The 16,798-nt window shown below is 34.6% G+C and carries 15 protein-coding genes and 1 pseudogene; 3 read left to right on the top strand and 13 right to left on the bottom strand.

The window, feature by feature from the left end:
* The first annotated feature begins 72 nt into the window (after positions 1–72).
* The 3 genes and pseudogenes from ACQH6S_RS04630 to ACQH6S_RS04620 all read left to right on the top strand — a co-directional run.
* Positions 73–306, top strand: a complete 234-nt coding sequence (locus ACQH6S_RS04630; protein ID WP_425364369.1) for a hypothetical protein — start codon at positions 73–75, stop codon at positions 304–306.
* Between the two features lie 7 nt (positions 307–313).
* Positions 314–2,950 carry a DNA polymerase I gene (gene polA / locus ACQH6S_RS04625; RefSeq protein ID WP_425360659.1) on the top strand — a complete coding sequence of 879 codons (2,637 nt, stop codon included), beginning with the start codon at positions 314–316 and terminating at the stop codon, positions 2,948–2,950.
* Positions 2,951–3,097: 147 nt separating this feature from the next.
* Positions 3,098–3,292: pseudogene (locus ACQH6S_RS04620) on the top strand (IS5-like element ISSoc13 family transposase); the annotation flags it as partial.
* Positions 3,293–3,371: 79 nt separating this feature from the next.
* On the opposite strand, the gene ACQH6S_RS04615 reads toward ACQH6S_RS04620, so the two are convergent.
* The 13 genes from ACQH6S_RS04615 to ACQH6S_RS04555 form a co-directional block, all read right to left on the bottom strand.
* Entirely contained in the window at positions 3,372–3,662 is a 291-nt protein-coding gene (locus tag ACQH6S_RS04615) for a HigA family addiction module antitoxin (protein WP_094649612.1), read from the bottom strand.
* A 23-nt stretch (positions 3,663–3,685) separates the two neighbouring features.
* Positions 3,686–3,952: a type II toxin-antitoxin system RelE/ParE family toxin gene (locus ACQH6S_RS04610; RefSeq protein ID WP_425364368.1), complete on the bottom strand. Its 267-nt coding sequence runs from the start codon at positions 3,950–3,952 to the stop codon at positions 3,686–3,688.
* Between the two features lie 749 nt (positions 3,953–4,701).
* Positions 4,702–5,145 (bottom strand): hypothetical protein, encoded by a 444-nt coding sequence (locus ACQH6S_RS04605; RefSeq protein ID WP_425360661.1) that lies wholly within the window; start codon positions 5,143–5,145, stop codon positions 4,702–4,704.
* Entirely contained in the window at positions 5,120–6,235 is a 1,116-nt protein-coding gene (locus ACQH6S_RS04600; RefSeq protein ID WP_425360662.1) for a hypothetical protein, read from the bottom strand. The genes ACQH6S_RS04605 and ACQH6S_RS04600 overlap by 26 nt, the downstream gene beginning before the upstream one ends.
* A 168-nt stretch (positions 6,236–6,403) precedes the next feature.
* Positions 6,404–7,957 (bottom strand): protein translocase subunit SecD, encoded by a 1,554-nt coding sequence (gene secD, locus ACQH6S_RS04595; protein ID WP_425360663.1) that lies wholly within the window; start codon positions 7,955–7,957, stop codon positions 6,404–6,406.
* Between the two features lie 2 nt (positions 7,958–7,959).
* Positions 7,960–8,367 carry a preprotein translocase subunit YajC gene (gene yajC, locus ACQH6S_RS04590; protein WP_094648617.1) on the bottom strand — a complete coding sequence of 136 codons (408 nt, stop codon included), beginning with the start codon at positions 8,365–8,367 and terminating at the stop codon, positions 7,960–7,962.
* 290 nt (positions 8,368–8,657) lie between these two features.
* Positions 8,658–9,056, bottom strand: a complete 399-nt coding sequence (gene atpC / locus ACQH6S_RS04585; protein WP_094648618.1) for an ATP synthase F1 subunit epsilon — start codon at positions 9,054–9,056, stop codon at positions 8,658–8,660.
* Positions 9,057–9,069: 13 nt separating this feature from the next.
* Positions 9,070–10,503, bottom strand: a complete 1,434-nt coding sequence (atpD, locus tag ACQH6S_RS04580; RefSeq protein ID WP_425364708.1) for a F0F1 ATP synthase subunit beta — start codon at positions 10,501–10,503, stop codon at positions 9,070–9,072.
* Positions 10,504–10,749: 246 nt separating this feature from the next.
* A complete protein-coding gene (atpG, locus tag ACQH6S_RS04575; protein WP_094648619.1) occupies positions 10,750–11,637 on the bottom strand; it encodes an ATP synthase F1 subunit gamma in 888 nt (295 codons plus the stop codon).
* A gap of 2 nt (positions 11,638–11,639) precedes the next feature.
* Positions 11,640–13,199: a F0F1 ATP synthase subunit alpha gene (gene atpA, locus ACQH6S_RS04570; protein ID WP_094648620.1), complete on the bottom strand. Its 1,560-nt coding sequence runs from the start codon at positions 13,197–13,199 to the stop codon at positions 11,640–11,642.
* Positions 13,200–13,411: 212 nt separating this feature from the next.
* A complete protein-coding gene (gene atpH, locus ACQH6S_RS04565; protein ID WP_425360665.1) occupies positions 13,412–14,047 on the bottom strand; it encodes an ATP synthase F1 subunit delta in 636 nt (211 codons plus the stop codon).
* A gap of 332 nt (positions 14,048–14,379) precedes the next feature.
* The gene (gene lpdA / locus ACQH6S_RS04560; protein WP_425360666.1) at positions 14,380–15,768 is read right to left on the bottom strand and encodes a dihydrolipoyl dehydrogenase; all 1,389 of its coding nucleotides are present in this window, start codon (positions 15,766–15,768) and stop codon (positions 14,380–14,382) included.
* 281 nt (positions 15,769–16,049) lie between these two features.
* Positions 16,050–16,772 (bottom strand): alpha/beta hydrolase, encoded by a 723-nt coding sequence (locus ACQH6S_RS04555; protein WP_094648623.1) that lies wholly within the window; start codon positions 16,770–16,772, stop codon positions 16,050–16,052.
* Between the last annotated feature and the right edge of the window lie 26 nt (positions 16,773–16,798).

Here is a 16,798-nt window from a genome sequence, read left to right as displayed (position 1 = left end):
TAGTATTAAGTATTTATAGGTAATACTATACATTACTTGTTTTGTGTTTGCAATCCATGTTATAGTCAATCGATGAGAGACAACGTTACCAACTTCTCATTATTTATAAAATTATTACTAATAAAGCTTAGTGCAGATTATAATTGTTGTATACTATACTCAAATGATTTGGAGAATTGGAACGTAAAACAAGGGGTGAGCGAGCGGAGCGTACATGAAGTACGTGAGCACGCGAATACCCCGAAGTTTTACGGAGCCAATTCTTCAAATCATTTGAGTATACATAAATATAACAATTTGACCTAATAACAAAATGACTAATAAAAATACTTTATTAATAATTGATGGCTACGGATTTATCTTTAGAGCCTACCATGTTCAGCCACCATTAACTTCTCCGAGTGGCTTAGCTGTTGGAGCACTTTATGGTTTTACTTCAATGTTGTTAAAGCTATTGAATGATTTTAAGCCAGAACATGCTATTGTAGTTTTTGATTCTGGTGGTAAGAATTTTCGTCATCAAATTTATCAGCAATATAAAGCAAATAGACCCCCTATACCAGAGGATTTAAAGAGTCAATTACCACTTATTCGCCTTGCAGCAAATAGCCTAAATTTTCCAATGATTGAGAAAGCTGGTTATGAAGCAGATGATATAATTGCCACTTTAGCCCATAAAGCTTCTGCATTACAACAAAATACTATCATTATTTCTTCTGATAAAGATTTAATGCAATTAATTAATTCGCATACTAAAATGTATGACCCAATAAAAGCAAAATATATTTCCGAAGATGACGTGATAGAGAAATTTGGTGTAGAACCAAGTAAAATCAGGGAAGTAATGGCGTTGATCGGCGATAAGTCTGATAATATACCAGGCGTGCCAAGCATTGGTCCTAAAACTGCAGCAACACTTATTAAACAATTTGGTTCATTAGCAGAGCTATTAAATTCACTCGATCAAATCACTAACGATCGCCAGAGAGCAATCATCAGCTCCTCAAAAGATTTAGCCTTAATTTCCTGGCAATTATTTAGTCTAGATTATAATGTTGATATCGATTTAGATTTTAGTTTATTGCAGTATACCCAACCTGATAGCAAACAAATATCTGATTTTCTGGTAGAATATGGTTTTAAATCTCTAAATAAAAGAGTGGAGAACTTATTCCAAATACAAATTACCAACGAATCTTTACCTACTAAGCAAATTATAATTCAAGAAGTTGCTTCTCAACAACAGCTTGATGCTATGCTAACTAAGGCAGAAGAATATGGGATTGTCAATATTCATTTATCCGATTACCCTGGGCAAACTCCTTCTATAATTTTATCAATTGATGGTAAATGCTACAATATTAAGTTTATTGCTAAAATTTCTGGCAATATGTCTGATTTACTTGCTTACGATTTTCGTCAAAATTACCTGGAACAATGGTTTATGGCTGATATTCTTCAATTGCTAAAGAATAAATCTATTAAGAAAATCACCTATAAGGTTAAATCATTATTAAAATTCTTTATCGATAATGAAGTATATTCATGTGAAGATCTTGAACTAATGCAATATCTAATTTCTGCTGGCAAGCCTCAGAAGAATCCATTTGATGGAATACAGCAGGATAGTTTAGACAATTTAGCGAGAGTAGTTACTGGCTTTAGTGATAATTACCAAAAACTGTTGCTAGAACTAAAAGATAACCATGCCTTAACACTATATCGAGATATTGATTTACCTTTATGTTATATAATAGATAAAATGGAAAAAATTGGGGTTAAGGTCAATTCACCATATCTTAAACAATTATCGGATGAATTTGGCAGTGAAATTACTCAATTAGAACATAATATTTTTGCTATTACCGGAACAAAGTTTAACATCGCTTCACCAAAGCAACTGGGGGAAATTTTATTTGAAAAAATGCAATTACCCTTTGGCAAATTGTCATCAAAAGCAAAATCTTATTCTACTAGTGCAGAAATTCTTGAAAAAATTAGCGAAAGTGGCTTTGCTATTGCTGATTTATTGCTAAAATGGCGTCACTTTACTAAATTAAAAAATACCTATACGGATAGTTTACCTATGCAAGTAAATCCGATAACTCATAGGGTGCATACAACATTTTTACAAACTTCAACTAGTACTGGTAGGCTTAGTTCTCAAGAACCCAATTTACAAAATGTACCAATTCGCTCGAAAGAAGGTAATAAAATCAGAGCAGCTTTTATTGCAGAAGATAAGCATAAATTAATTTCAGCAGACTATTCACAGATTGAACTGCGAATATTAAGTAGCATGGCAGATATACCTTCTTTAAAACAAGCTTTTGTTAATGGTGAGGATATTCATAGTAAAACCGCTTGTAATATATTTAAAATTACTAAAGAGCAGTTAACTTCCGAACATCGGCATAAAGCAAAAGCTATAAATTTTGGCATTATCTATGGTATTAGTGCTTTTGGACTAGCAAAGCAGTTACATATTAGCTCTACACAAGCAGCTGAATATATAAAGAAATATTTTGAAGAATATCCAGAAATTCAAAAATATATGGAATATACAAAAAACTACGCCAGAGAGCATGGTTATGTCCTGAATCTCTTCGGGCGAAAGTGCTTTATTCCCTTAATTTATGATAAAAAACATTCTTTACAGCAATTTGCCGAAAGGGCAGCAATCAACGCTCCAATCCAAGGGACTAGTGCCGACATAATCAAAATAGCGATGATTGATCTTGACCGTAAAATTCAACAACTAAAATTGAAAACCAAGCTAATCTTACAAATCCACGATGAATTACTTTTTGAATCGCCCATTGATGAAGTAGAATTAGCGACACAACTAATTAAAACTACTATGGAAAATTCATCTAAATTAATGGTTCCGCTCATTGTCGAAACCAAGGTAGGAGATAATTGGATAAATATGCATACTATAGTCAATTAATTCTGTCTATTAGCTAGGAGGCATAAGCCTACGAAGCAATCCATATAGTCTTGATGTATCTATACTAATTCTCAGATTTAAGAGATGGGTTGACAAAGGCATATGGAAAGCTTTAATGGATCATGTTAAAGTAGATGTAGATAGGTTATTATACCACCAAAATCTAATCGTAAAGTACAACGTGAATATGATAAACATATTTATAAAGAACGCCATTTAATTGAATGTTTCTTTGGGAAAATCAAACATTTTAGGCGTATATTTTTTTCTAGGTTTGATAAAGCCCCAGCCACCTTTTTAGCCTTTCTAAATTTTGTTGGAGCTTTAATATGGTTACGTTAAAAATTTTGTCAACAGAACCTAGTAAAATAATTTCTTATTAATCCTTTCCAAACAAATCTTTTCCTTCACTACTTTTAATTTAAGCAGACATGTGAAGTAATATTTTAATATGAGAAACATCAATATTTTTTTTGGCATTCCAAATATCATACTGTTGTTGAAGATTAAGCCAGTATTCAGGGCTTGTGTTTGGAAATGCGGCAGATAAACGAATAGCCATAGAAGAACTGATACTAGATTTTTCGTTGATCAGGAATGATAAAGTTTTACGGGTAACTCCAAGCGATATAGATGCTTCAGTGACAGTTAAATTTAAAGGTTCTAAATACAACTCTTTTAATATACTACCTGGGTGTGGAGGATTGAACATATATACCTTGCTTTAATGATAATCTAAATATCAACGTCATAGGCATCTCCATTACTAAAATGAAATATCAGACGCCAATTACCATTAATTTTAACTGACCAGAAGTCTTTCATATTGCCTTGCAGCTTGTGCAGTCCGAGTCCTGGTAAATTCATGTTTTCTACCTTAGTTGCAGCATTTAAGTTAGCCAATAACAATCTGAGTTTTTTTATATGATCACTTTGTATTTTTGTAGTATCACCATAATTAAAGAAATTGCTTAGACCTTTATGGCTGAAAGTTTTGATCATATCATAAATAATATTGCCTTATCATAATTGTAACATATAACGTTATAGTTATCAAGATAATTATCGTCTGGTTAATCTCTCACTCAATAATCAAGTTTTTTGCAGAGCTTATAAATAGTAGGTTGTTTGAAGGAAATTTGAATATATCCGAATCACGACATCTATCTTTAAACGCAAAATTTGTCATTCCCGCGTAGGCAGGTATCTAAAAATGCTCTGAGGTATTATAGATTCCCGCCTACGCGGGAATGACAATTTACTTCTACTATTTATAAGCTCTGCAAAAAACTTGATTATCGAGTCTCATCTCCCAAATCTACATATTCTAGTTCACTTTCTACCCATTTATTCATATCAATACCAACTTTATGATTTCCTTAATTGATATTATTAAACTATTTTTCCACCTCTTGCAACTTATGGGTAAAGATATGCATCTTAATAAGCTGCGGTACTCGACTTCGTTTTTCCTAAAAATTCCTCAATTATCTTTAGGTTATGCAAGAGGTCTAATAAACTGTCTTATTTTTTCCTCATTCTTCTTGTGTATAGCTTTTTTTCTTAAAAAATGATAAAATTGCTTCTCATGCTTGGTTTTTTATGTAATACTTCATATTGGTAGCTCTTTGGTTTCGACAGCTAAAAACTACCATTCCTTCTTACTGTTGCAACTTATTTATTCTCCTCTGATAACTTAACATAAAATTTTGTCAACAGAACCTAGCTCTCTTTTATCATTTTGGCGTTATTTAGTACGATAAATGATCCCATACATCCTGAGTCCATAAAACCATTTGACCAATTATCCCTACATTCTCTTCTTTGACTTCTGGCATTGGCGGTATTATTGCAAGGTCTTGACGAGTTTGAAACAATAATTGCTCGATAGAATGCCCCGCTTCATTAGAAACTAGTAGATTATGATTTTTCCATAGCTCTGCTATCAAGCACGCCAGTTCAGAATGAATAGTTGGGACATCCTGTTTGGAACTAAAACCTACTCCTTCGACTTCAATATGATAACCTTTTTTATCTAATCCATATTTTTGTAATATTTTATCAACTTCTCTTTGAGTAGCAATTGTTTGGCGTTGAATGTAAGGGTTATTGCTGATAAATAAAATAACATAATCTTTTTGCTCACCAAGCCCCCCACTCAAAATCTTATCAACAAGAGTAACTGCAGGCATCATAAGCAGTAGTAGCGGTATTAGGTCTTGAGTTATTGTTGCCCAGTTCGGTATTTATTACTTCAGCTGAGCTTCTCTGCTCCTTATTAAGGAAGTTATTTAATAAATCCTCACTCATCAGGCTTTCTGTGAGCTTTGTTTCATCTGTAGTTGCATAATTAGGATAGACTCTTCCAGGAAAGAAACCTGCAGGACATTCTTCTTTTGTGGTATATTGAATGAAGGGTTGTGTTAGTTCTAAAACAATATTATAACTTTTAGCAAGTGACCCCATATATTCCTTCCCTTCCTCTGTACGAGCTGAATCTTCTCCAACTAATAAAGAAGCATCTAATTTATTGATATCCCCCTTATCTTGCCATATTTTTAGTAATTTATCGTATGTCTCTGGGTTAATACCATCAATATTAGCCCATAATGGTCTTGCTCCGGCTAATACTAATACTGATCCATTAATTTTAATTTGTTCTATTATTTTATTATAGTAAATTATCCGTGCCAATAAGCCAATTCTAGAGGCTCCAGCAATCCAGCTTTCAGCATATTCCTGATGTTGGGGTGGTATTTCATCAATAAGCCCCAATTGTTTGGCAGCATCAATATATTGAGAGGCATATTTAATCATCCAATTTTCATTGGTTAGTTCATTACGTTCCTGACCAACTTTACGATTAAATGCATTCTGAGCAACATATAGTAACCAATCTTCAACATCTCGTACACTCAATTCATTAGTAGCTTTAAATAAATTTTTACGCAATAATTTAGCATCGAATTGATCAGGAGCATCTTGAGTAGCTCGAGATTTAATTAAACTTCTAGAAATTGAAGCAAATATTTTTTCTGAATTACCAGTTTTATCAAAACATGCTAGATCACGCCATAATTTTTCTGGTTGTAAATATCCGGCTAGATGAAGAATCTTTAACAAACTGTCTTGCTGAGTTGGGGAAGTGAAACCTAATCCCTTAGCAGCTATCTCAAATTTAGAAAGTTCTGACGAGCGTTTATAACCTTCATATGTTACCCCAGTAAACATCCCTGTTACTATAATAGGTAGCATCATTTTTTGTAAGAGTTTAGCTTTAGACATATTGTAAATCCTGTAGTTTAATTATTGTGTTATCCATACTAATACTATATGTCACCACTACTCATCTTGTCATACCTACTCTCTTGTCATACCTGCGTAAGCAGGTATCTAGATTCCCGCCTACGCGGCAATGACAAAAAGTCAGGTGTCATGTATGGACGGTTATTACTACAATCCCAGATTTTTTGGATTTTGGTATTTAATCCAAATATCAATTAACAATTTAGTAATAATAATCGCAGAAAACATCGATGATATTATACCAATAGTTAGTGTTACCGCGAAGCCTTTTATAGCACCAACACCAAACATAAAAAGTAAAAATGCCGCTATCAAAGTTGTCACGTTTGAGTCAAGAATTGTCGCAAAAGCTGATTCAAACCCTGTCCTTATAGCATACAGGTTAGATGCACCCTTTTTAAGCTCTTCCCTTATTCTCTCATAAATGAGTACATTGGCATCAACCGCCATGCCAATCGTTAATATTATACCAGCAATTCCCGGTAGAGTTAATGTCGCTTGGAAAAGTGACAATAAAGCTAGAATATAGAGTAGGGCTAGACTTAATGCTATATTGGCAAAAATTCCAAGAATTCCGTACGACCAAATCATAAATATCACCACACTGGCAAAACCAATCATCCCTGCTTTCTTACCTGCCTCTATTGAGTCTGCCCCAAGATTTGGCCCTATGGTTCGTTCCTCTATTATCTTTAAAGGAGCTGGTAACGAACCAGCTCTAAGTAATAAGGCTAATTCATTGGCTGATTCAACAGTAAAATTACCTGAAATTATACCGCTTCCTCCAAGAATTGGTTCATTAATTACTGGAGCACTTAATAATTTATTATCAAGCACGATCGCAAGCCTTTTACCAGAATTATTTTTGGTTATTTCCGCAAATAATTTGCTACCAAGATTATTAAAGGAAAAAGCAACGGCTGGTTGAGTATTTTGGTTAAAAGAAGCTTGAGCAGTTATTAGCTGCTCACCACTAACAATAACTTTTTTCTTAACAACTACATAATATTCTTTTTTATCTGAATTTTCTCCTTTAACTAAGATTGAGCCAGAGGGTAAACGCCCATTTATTGCTTCTTGTATGTTGGCATTTTCGTCAACTAAATGGAAGGTTAATTTTGCAGTTTTACCAAGAATATTTTTCAGTTGTTGTGGGTTTTCCTCACCTGGTACCTGGAGCAATATATGTTTATCGCCTTGCCTCTGTATGTTAGGCTCTTTGGTACCTGTACTATCCACTCTCATTCTAATTATTTCGATTGATTGAGCAATTACTTTTTGCCTTAATTCGGCAAGTTTAGAGTCACCATAGCTAAGCTTAATATTAGAATTATCTTGTTCTACAGTAATTTCTCGGTCAATTTTACCTAAAATCTTTTTTATTGTTTTGTAATCTTCTGGGTTTCTTAATTCAAACTGTACCATGTGATTTTTAGCAATAAGATTTTTATAGCCTACCTTATCTTCCCGTAAATATTTTCGTAAATGGTCAGTCAAACCTTCCATTACATCATTTAAATAGGCGTCAAAATCGACATCTAGCAATAGATGAGCACCACCTCTTAAATCAAGACCAAGATTTACCCTATAATTGGGTAATATTTTTGAATCTATAGTTGTAAAATTAGGTAAAGCACAAATAAATGCTCCTATTGTACATAAAATAGACAAGAATATTTTCCATTTAGCAATATTATGCACAGCTATTTTCCTTTGTCTTTTTTACTTTTATTAACAGCTATAGCTTCTTTTTTATGACGACTTGTAATATCGAGTATTGCAGATTTTAAAACTTTGATTCGTATATTTTCAGATATTTCAAGGTCTATTGTGTTGTCAGTATCGTTAATCTTGCTGACTATACCAAAGATTCCGCTATTAGTTACTACCTCTTCGCCCTTTTTTACGCTACTCACCACACTTTCTTTCTCCTTACGACGTTTTTCTTGCGGTCTAATTAGGAAAAAATAAAATACAATGAAAATTAATACCATCGGCACCATGCTTGTTAATACTGACTGCATAGATGATTCAGGTGCTGCTGGAACTACTTCTACAGTTTCTTTGATTGATATTGTATCGTCATCTGCATAGGCATTTTCTATAAACATAATATATCTCCTGATGTTTATCTTTTACTGTAGTAAAAGTAGTTGTGTTAACTAGCAAACTACGTCATTGCGAGGAGTGTGTAAACACGACGAAGCAATCCATATGATAAGCTTCATGGATTGCCACGCTCACGTACGTTCGCTCGCAATGACAGAAGCGCCTTACCCAAACCTCATTGCGAAGAGCCGCTTTACGGCAACGAAGCAATCCAGGGAAACGATAAATTTGGATTGCTTCGGGCTTTACCCCTCCTCGCAATGACGGTAATGTTAGCTATATAATGACATACTTACTCAAAACAAGCTAGTAAAGATTCGTATCTAGCTATATCTAATTTTATAATATCATTCTTTGTCTCACCCTTTTCTTCGCTTATTTCTTTTTTTAACAATACTATCTTTTCAGCTATTTCATGGGTTTGTAAGTTGTTGGTATCAACAGCAAATTCAGTTACTATATTAACGTTGGTCTTAGTAACTTCAGCTAATCCCGAATAAACAAAATACTTTAATACAGAATTACCTACTGTTATTTTTGTTAAACCAGCTTTTAAACTAGAAATCAGTAACTCATGACCAGGTAAAACACCAAATTCTCCTAATTCTCCATGCATTGTTACTTCTTGAGCTTCCTGGTCAAATACAATACTTGTAGGTGTTACAATTTTAACCCTAATTATTTTGTTCATTTATGCAATCCATTTATGCAATTTTCTCTTTAAGCATTTCAGCTTTCTCTACTGCTTCATCAATACTACCTATCATATAAAAAGCTGCTTCTGGTAAATGATCATATTTGCCAGAAACCAAACCTTGAAACCCTTCAATAGTATCAGCTAAACTGACAAACTTTCCAGACATACCTGTAAATACTTCGGCAACATGGAAAGGTTGCGATAAAAATCGTTGTATTTTCCTGGCTCTGGTAACAGTTAATTTATCTGCTTCCGACAACTCATCCATTCCTAAAATGGCAATTATATCTTGCAGCGACTTATAGGTCTGTAAAACTTTTTGTACCTCTCGAGCCACTGAGTAATGTTTTTCTCCAACAATTGCTGGACTTAGCAATTGTGAACCGCTATCGAGTGGATCTACTGCCGGATAAATACCAAGCTCAGCAATTTGTCGACTAAGTACAGTCGTTGCATCCAAATGAGTAAAAGAGGCAGCAGGAGCAGGATCAGTTAGATCATCGGCTGGCACATAAATAGCCTGTACCGAAGTAATTGATCCAAACTTTGTTGAAGTAATACGTTCTTGCAACTCACCCATATCAGTTGCTAATGTTGGTTGATAGCCCACTGCCGAAGGTATTCTACCTAAAAGGGCTGATACCTCAGAACCAGCCTGAGTGAATCGGAAAATATTATCGACAAAAAACAAGACATCCTGTCCGCCATCTAAATCCCTGAAACTTTCGGCTATAGTGAGTCCAGTTAAAGCAACTCTAGCCCTTGCACCGGGCGGTTCGTTCATTTGCCCATAAACCAGAGCTACTTTAGATTTTTCTGGATTTTCTAGATCAATTACATTGGAATCAATCATTTCATGATACAAATCATTGCCTTCTCTAGTCCTTTCTCCAACTCCAGCAAAAACCGTATATCCTCCATGAGCTTTGGCGATATTATTAATAAGCTCCATAATTAATACTGTTTTTCCTACCCCAGCACCACCAAATAACCCAATCTTTCCTCCTTTTGAATAAGGAGCTAACAGATCAATGACTTTAATTCCTGTAACCAAAATGTTTTTTTCCGTTGATTGATCAACAAAACTGGGAGCTGAGTGGTAAATTGAAGCAGATTTAGTTGAAGTAATGTTACCTCTTCCATCAATCGGCATACCAATTACGTTCATTATACGCCCAAGTGTTGCCGTGCCAACAGGTACCTTAATGGTATCTCCTGTATCTACCACCTCTTGACCTCTTACTAACCCCTCTGTTGGATTCATAGATATGCATCTAACAATATCATCTCCGATATGTTGCGATACTTCTAATATCACCTTTTCTCCATTATTATAGCATTCAAGTGCATTAAGAATTTTCGGCAATTTACCATCATTAATAAACTGTACATCAACCACAGCTGAGATAATTTGCACAATCTTACCAATAGTCTTGCCAATAATTTTTGTCATATTTTACCTTACATTATATTTGTCTATCTATAGTAAATTAGACCCTAATTGTCATTACGAGAAGCTACTTTAGTAACAACAAAGCAATCCATTTCTAATTACCTTTATGGATTGCCACGCTCACATACGTTCGCTCGCAATGACGGAACTGATTTACCAAACGTCATTGCGAGGAGGCGTGAGCCGACGAAGCAATCCATTCGCTCACAATGAGCATCCAGCAACCTAATTAATTTATATAGCTTCTGCTCCTGCAATAATTTCAATTAAATCCCGAGTAATTATATCTTGTCTAGACCTATTCAGCGTTAATGTTAACTTATTAATAAGCTCATCAGCATTTTTTGTGGCATTATCCATCGCTGTCATTCTAGCTCCTTCTTCACTAACTCTACTTTGTAGTAGAGCATAATTAATTTGTGCGGTTACATAAAGATTAATCATATTCAAAACAAGCCCCTCGCCTTCATATTCATAGCTTAAATACTGCTCACTTGAGTATTGCTCACTTGAAGATAGCTGCTGTTCAATTGGTAATATTTGCTGTTTAGTGGCAATCTGGGTTATAGCATTTTTACATTTATTAAAATATATCTGACAACTGCTAATTTTACCACTATCCACCATCTCCGTTATTTTATCTTTAATCTGAAATGCCAAATTATTATTATGATATTTGGGAAAATCATAATAATTGTCAATATAATGGGAATATTGCCATTTGAATAGATCGTAGCCTTTTTTACCAATAATAATAAGCCTTACTTGTTTACCAGCATTTTCCAAATTTGCAATATCAAATTTCACCTGTTTGAACACTGCAAAATTGAAAGAACCACATAAACCGCGTTCCGAGGTAACTACTACCAATAAATGAGGCTTATTTATATTCACATCACTTGAAAAGAATTTTTTTTCTTCTTCAGTCATATTTTGCAAATTATTCCTAGATGCTACATTAGACATTGTATTCCGCAAAATCTCAATATAATCTTCTGAGTCCTTAATTTGGCTTTTGGCTTTGGTAAATTTGGTAGCCGAGACTATTTGCATAGCCTTAGTAATTTTTTGCGTTGATTTAACACTTTTAATACGAGATCTTAATTGTTTTAAACCTGACATAGCTACCCAACTTTATTGTCAGTAAGAAAGTTCTGTACAAATTTTTCTAAGAAAAATTTTAACTTTTCTTCCGTTTCTTTAATGATTTGCCCCTGATTTTTAATGGATAATAAAATATCGTTTTCTTTAAGCTTTATTTCTTGGAGTAATTTAAGCTCAAATTCTTTTACTAACTCAACAGGAATATTATCGAGATAATTTTTCACCCCAGCATAAAGACTTACTACCTGTTCTTCAACAGAGAAGGGAGCATATTGATCCTGCTTCAATATCTCACTTAACCTTGTACCATGTGAGATAAGCTGCTTAGTTGAGCTGTCTAAATCTGAACTAAACTGAGCAAAAGCGGCTAATTCCCTAAATTGGGCTAATTCAAGTTTGACACTTCCTGCTACTTGTTTCATAGATTTTACTTGAGCGGCTGATCCTACCCTACTCACTGATATACCAATATTTACCGCCGGTCTGATACCTTTATAAAATAGTTCATTCTCTAAAAAAATCTGTCCATCAGTAATTGATATAACATTGGTTGGAATATATGCAGAAACATCACCTGCCTGGGTCTCAATAATCGGCAAAGCCGTAAGAGAACCCCCACCATCTTTATCCGACATATTTGCTGCTCGTTCCAGTAACCTAGAATGTAGGTAAAATATATCTCCCGGATATGCTTCACGCCCTGGTGGTCTTCTGAGCAATAGAGAGATTTGTCTATAGGCAACAGCATGTTTACTCAAATCATCGTAAATAACTAATGCATGCATGCCATTATCACGAAAATACTCACCAATACTACAGCCAGTGTAAGGTGCCACATATTGCAACGCAACAGGATCAGAGGCGGTGGCTGCAACAACTACTGTATATTCCATAGCCCCTGAATCTTCCAATTTTTTTACTACCTGTGCGACAGTCGACCTTTTTTGACCAATAGCTACGTAAATACAATAAATCTTATTTTTTTCATCGCCATCAAGATGAGCTTGTCTTTGGTTAATAATCGTATCGATGGCAATAGCCGTTTTTCCTACTTGCCTGTCACCAATAATTAACTCCCGCTGACCTCTACCAATAGGAATTAGGGAATCAATCACTTTGATACCCGTTTGCACCGGGTCTTTAACACTTTGTCTAGAAATGATCCCCGGAGCCTTTTCTTCTATATTCCTGTAGCTATCAGTTATAATTTCACCTTTACCGTCAATAGGACTTGCCATACCATCAACGACCCTACCAAGCAATGCTTTACCGACTGGTACTTGTATAATCTTACCAGTTCTTTTGACCGAATCTCCTTGCTTTACTTCGCGATCGTCACCAATCAATATGATATTTACCGAGTCTGTTTCAAGATTAAGAGCAAGACCTTTCACCCCCGAGGCAAACTCAACTACCTCACCAGCTCCTACATTATCGATACCGTATACTCTAGCTATACCATCTCCAACTGTTATAACTTGCCCTACTTCTTGTAAATCGCTAAATTGTTCAATATTAGCAATTTCTTTTTTTAGTACTTCAGCAAGTTCAACAGCCTTTAATTTTTGGGAAGAACCCATAATTATTTACCTCGTAAATCTTATTTAATAATTTTTAATCCAAACGTCATTGCGAAACCATATAGTGGTCGTGGCAATCCATTTCTAATCACTTTCCTAGATTGCTTCGTCGCCACTAAAGTGGCTTCTCGCAATGACGAAAAGATTTTACCAAACGTCATTGCGAGACCATATAGTGGTCGTGGCAATCCATTTCTAACTATCTATATAACCTAAATCTTTGTAGTTTTTAAGGTTTTTATTATCTTTTTTAACATTCCATCAATAGAGTAATCCCTAACTACGCTATCATATTGTATAATAATACCACCAATAATTGACTGATTCTGACTAAATTTTATCGCAACTTTCTGCTGAAAATCAGTTTCTAAATGTTTTGTTAACCATTGTTTTTCTTCACTATGCAAAATTTTAGCAGAAGTGATTGTTACCATCTTAATATTTCTACTTTTATTAAGTAATTGTTGGTACAATACAACTATATTGGATAAAATAGGCATACGTGAATGTTTTAGTAATATTAATAATAACTGCTTAACTGTAGATTCAACATTAAAGTTTTTTGCAATTAATTCAATTATTTTACATTTATCAATATTTTTCACTATAGGAGAAAATATCGCCTCCTTGATTTGTGCATTATCATTGATAAGCTGATCAATAATCTTAATCTGCTCAAATATTTTATCTTCCAAAGCATTAGCTAGTGCATTATTAAATAACGCAGAAGTATAATTTTGTACTAATTTATTATTGATCATTATACTGTTACATCCATAAAACTCTAATAAGCCAAGCAATAATAAACCACATAAAGCCATGAAAACAAACCATGTAAGACTGCCCATAACACAGAGTGGTTGATGTTAAATGAAATAGCCATAGCCAATGCCGAGCCAAATGATACACCATGCCGCATAACGATATTTATTCGCCGCTTTCGTGGAAAAGTTTCATAATCCTCAGCATTCATCTTACTCATTGCCTGTACCTCATATTTAAATTTAATTGCAAGTTGTTATTCTTGCTCTCTTGTCATCCGCCTCTCTTGTCACCCCTGCGTAAGCAGGGGGCTAGATTCCCGCCTACGCGGGAATGACACAAAACCTTCGCGGGAGTAACAAATAGTACTTATAACACAATCTATCCTTACCACTAAGTATATTTAGAAAAAAATAAATCAAATATGAATGGCTCTACCATAGGCCTGCAATACTGACTCACTCATCATTTCCGATAAAGTTGGGTGAGGGAAAATGGTATTGATTAAATCAAGCTCTGTACCTTCCATAGTTCTAGCAATTACATAACCTTGAATTAGCTCGGTAACCTCTTCGCCTATCAAGTGCGCCCCTAGCAATTCCCCAGTTTTTGTATCAAATATTGTTTTAATCATCCCTTCAGTACACCCATCAACCAGGGCTTTCCCATTAGCGATAGATGGGAATTTGCCAATTTTCACTTGGTAACCAGCTTTTTTCGCTTGTTCTTCAGTAAGCCCTACACTAGCAATCTGCGGTGAGGAATAAGTACAACCTGGAATATTACGATTTTCTAGAGGATGAGCTTTAAGACCGGCAATAGTTTCTACAGCAATAATACCTTCATGAATTGCCTTGTGTGCAAGCCACGGGGGAGATGTGACATCACCTATTGCATAAATTCCTTGTTCATCAGTTTGCATAAACTGATTGGTAACAATATGACCTCTATCTATTTTTATATTAGTTTTTTCTAAATTAAGATTTTCCGTATTGCCAACTATACCAACTGCCATAAGCAAAGTTTCAGCTTGTATTTTGTGGTTCTTACCTTCTATCTCAACTTCAATCATAACATGATCTTGTGTTTGGCTATGATTTAACAACTTACTATTAGTATGAATTTTTATACCCTTTTTCTCAAAAATTTTTCGTGCCATTAAAGAAATTTCTTCATCTTCAGCTTGTAAAATCCTATTTTGTACTTCAATTATGGTGACGTTTGTTCCTAAAGAGTTATAAAATGAAGCAAATTCTATACCAATCGCTCCTGATCCAACTATAATCATAGATTTTGGTAATTTATCCAAAATCATAGCCTCCTTAGAAGTAATAATTTGCTTACCATCTGGTTTAAATCCATCTAAAATCCTAGCTCTTGCACCTGTAGCAATTATTATATCTTGTGCTTTAATTGAAATTTTTTGACCGTTACTATCAATATTTACCACTTTGCCATCTCCAAGTACAGCAGTGCCATCAATTACCGTAACCTTATTTTTCTTTAGTAAGGACTTAATGCCAGATGTTAACTGCGTCGATATATCTCTAGAACGCTGTACTATTTTTTTTAAGTCAAAGCTTGGTTCATTGACTATAATACCATAATCTTGAGCATGCTTAATTTTCTGAAATAATTCAGCTGATTTAAGTAGTGCTTTTGTTGGTATACATCCCCAATTTAAACAAACCCCTCCTAAATGCTCTCTCTCAATCAACACAACTTTTTTATTTAGTTGTGCCGCCCTAATTGCCGCAACATAACCACCAGGCCCACCGCCAATAATTGCTATATCATAATTTTCCATTAATATTTCCACTTATTCATTCATTGCTATTTTTAATGCTTTATTTACTCCAACCAGATTATAGTGAATTAACTTGAATTAGCAACGTTATAAATCCTATTAGTATTTAGCTTCAGCGTCATTGCGAGAAGCCACTTTAGTGGCGACGAAGCAATCCAAAAAACTATTAAAATGGATTGCTTCGGAGGCTTATGCCTCCTCGCAATGACAGTATGATGGGTGCTTATTCGGCACTAATTCAGGTTAATTGACTATAACTTATAACCAGTGGCTAATTGCAGTTAATCTAAGAAAACCTTTTGAAGAGATTTTTTTGCTAATTTTCCTTCAGTAAGAAAGTCCTTATTTAAATGAGTAACTTTATTATTTAATAACCTTAATTGTAAGTAATCACTAATTGCCTGGGTAAATTCACCAATTTTGTTCCGAAAAAAATGATCGGCTCCATGGATGAGCTTATAGTCGACAGTTATATGTTTCTGCTTAGACAGCTTTCCTACCAGTTCAAGTACTGATTCTTCTGACACAATACTATCATTGTCCCCTTGTATTACAAAACCGGAAATAGGGCATTGAGACAAGAAGGAAAAATCATATTTATTTACTGGTGGGGATACCATAATAAAATTATTAATCTCTGGTCTTCTCATGATAAGTTGCATGGCTATCCAGGCTCCAAAAGAAAAGCCTGCTATTAAATTTATACTACCTGTAGGATTGTTAAGCTGCAACCAATCAAGTGCCGTCGCCGCATCAGTCATTTCCCCAATACCATTATCAAACTCTCCTTGAGAGCGTCCAACTCCTCGGAAATTAATTCTGAGTACTGTGAATCCATTCGATACTAGTGTTCTATATACATTATAAACCACTTTGTTATTCATAGTGCCACCGTGAAGTGGATGTGGATGTAATACCAAAGCAAGTGGAGCCTTAGAATCGCTAGATTTAGTATACAGCCCTTCAATCCGACCAGCAGGACCATTAAAAAAAACTTCAGCCATAATTATACACTATCATATATTAATTT

The organism is Candidatus Tisiphia endosymbiont of Mystacides longicornis (genome assembly GCF_964031095.1).
Lineage (GTDB): Bacteria > Pseudomonadota > Alphaproteobacteria > Rickettsiales > Rickettsiaceae > Tisiphia.
Note: the sequence above shows the minus strand (reverse complement) of the source record. Positions and strands in the feature narration are given on the sequence as shown.

Bases quoted from the DNA above. Each gene is read 5' to 3' on its own strand.
- ACQH6S_RS04630 (WP_425364369.1), top strand. From the start codon at position 73: ATGAGAGACAACGTTACCAACTTCTCATTATTTATAAAATTATTACTA.
- ACQH6S_RS04605 (WP_425360661.1), bottom strand. From the start codon at position 5,145: ATGATGCCTGCAGTTACTCTTGTTGATAAGATTTTGAGTGGGGGGCTT.
- ACQH6S_RS04555 (WP_094648623.1), bottom strand. From the start codon at position 16,772: ATGGCTGAAGTTTTTTTTAATGGTCCTGCTGGTCGGATTGAAGGGCTG.
- ACQH6S_RS04615 (WP_094649612.1), bottom strand. From the start codon at position 3,662: ATGTTCAATCCTCCACACCCAGGTAGTATATTAAAAGAGTTGTATTTA.
- atpC (WP_094648618.1), bottom strand. From the start codon at position 9,056: ATGAACAAAATAATTAGGGTTAAAATTGTAACACCTACAAGTATTGTA.
- ACQH6S_RS04600 (WP_425360662.1), bottom strand. From the start codon at position 6,235: ATGTCTAAAGCTAAACTCTTACAAAAAATGATGCTACCTATTATAGTA.
- atpA (WP_094648620.1), bottom strand. From the start codon at position 13,199: ATGGGTTCTTCCCAAAAATTAAAGGCTGTTGAACTTGCTGAAGTACTA.
- polA (WP_425360659.1), top strand. From the start codon at position 314: ATGACTAATAAAAATACTTTATTAATAATTGATGGCTACGGATTTATC.
- atpG (WP_094648619.1), bottom strand. From the start codon at position 11,637: ATGTCAGGTTTAAAACAATTAAGATCTCGTATTAAAAGTGTTAAATCA.
- yajC (WP_094648617.1), bottom strand. From the start codon at position 8,367: ATGTTTATAGAAAATGCCTATGCAGATGACGATACAATATCAATCAAA.
- ACQH6S_RS04610 (WP_425364368.1), bottom strand. From the start codon at position 3,952: ATGATCAAAACTTTCAGCCATAAAGGTCTAAGCAATTTCTTTAATTAT.
- atpH (WP_425360665.1), bottom strand. From the start codon at position 14,047: ATGGGCAGTCTTACATGGTTTGTTTTCATGGCTTTATGTGGTTTATTA.
- lpdA (WP_425360666.1), bottom strand. From the start codon at position 15,768: ATGGAAAATTATGATATAGCAATTATTGGCGGTGGGCCTGGTGGTTAT.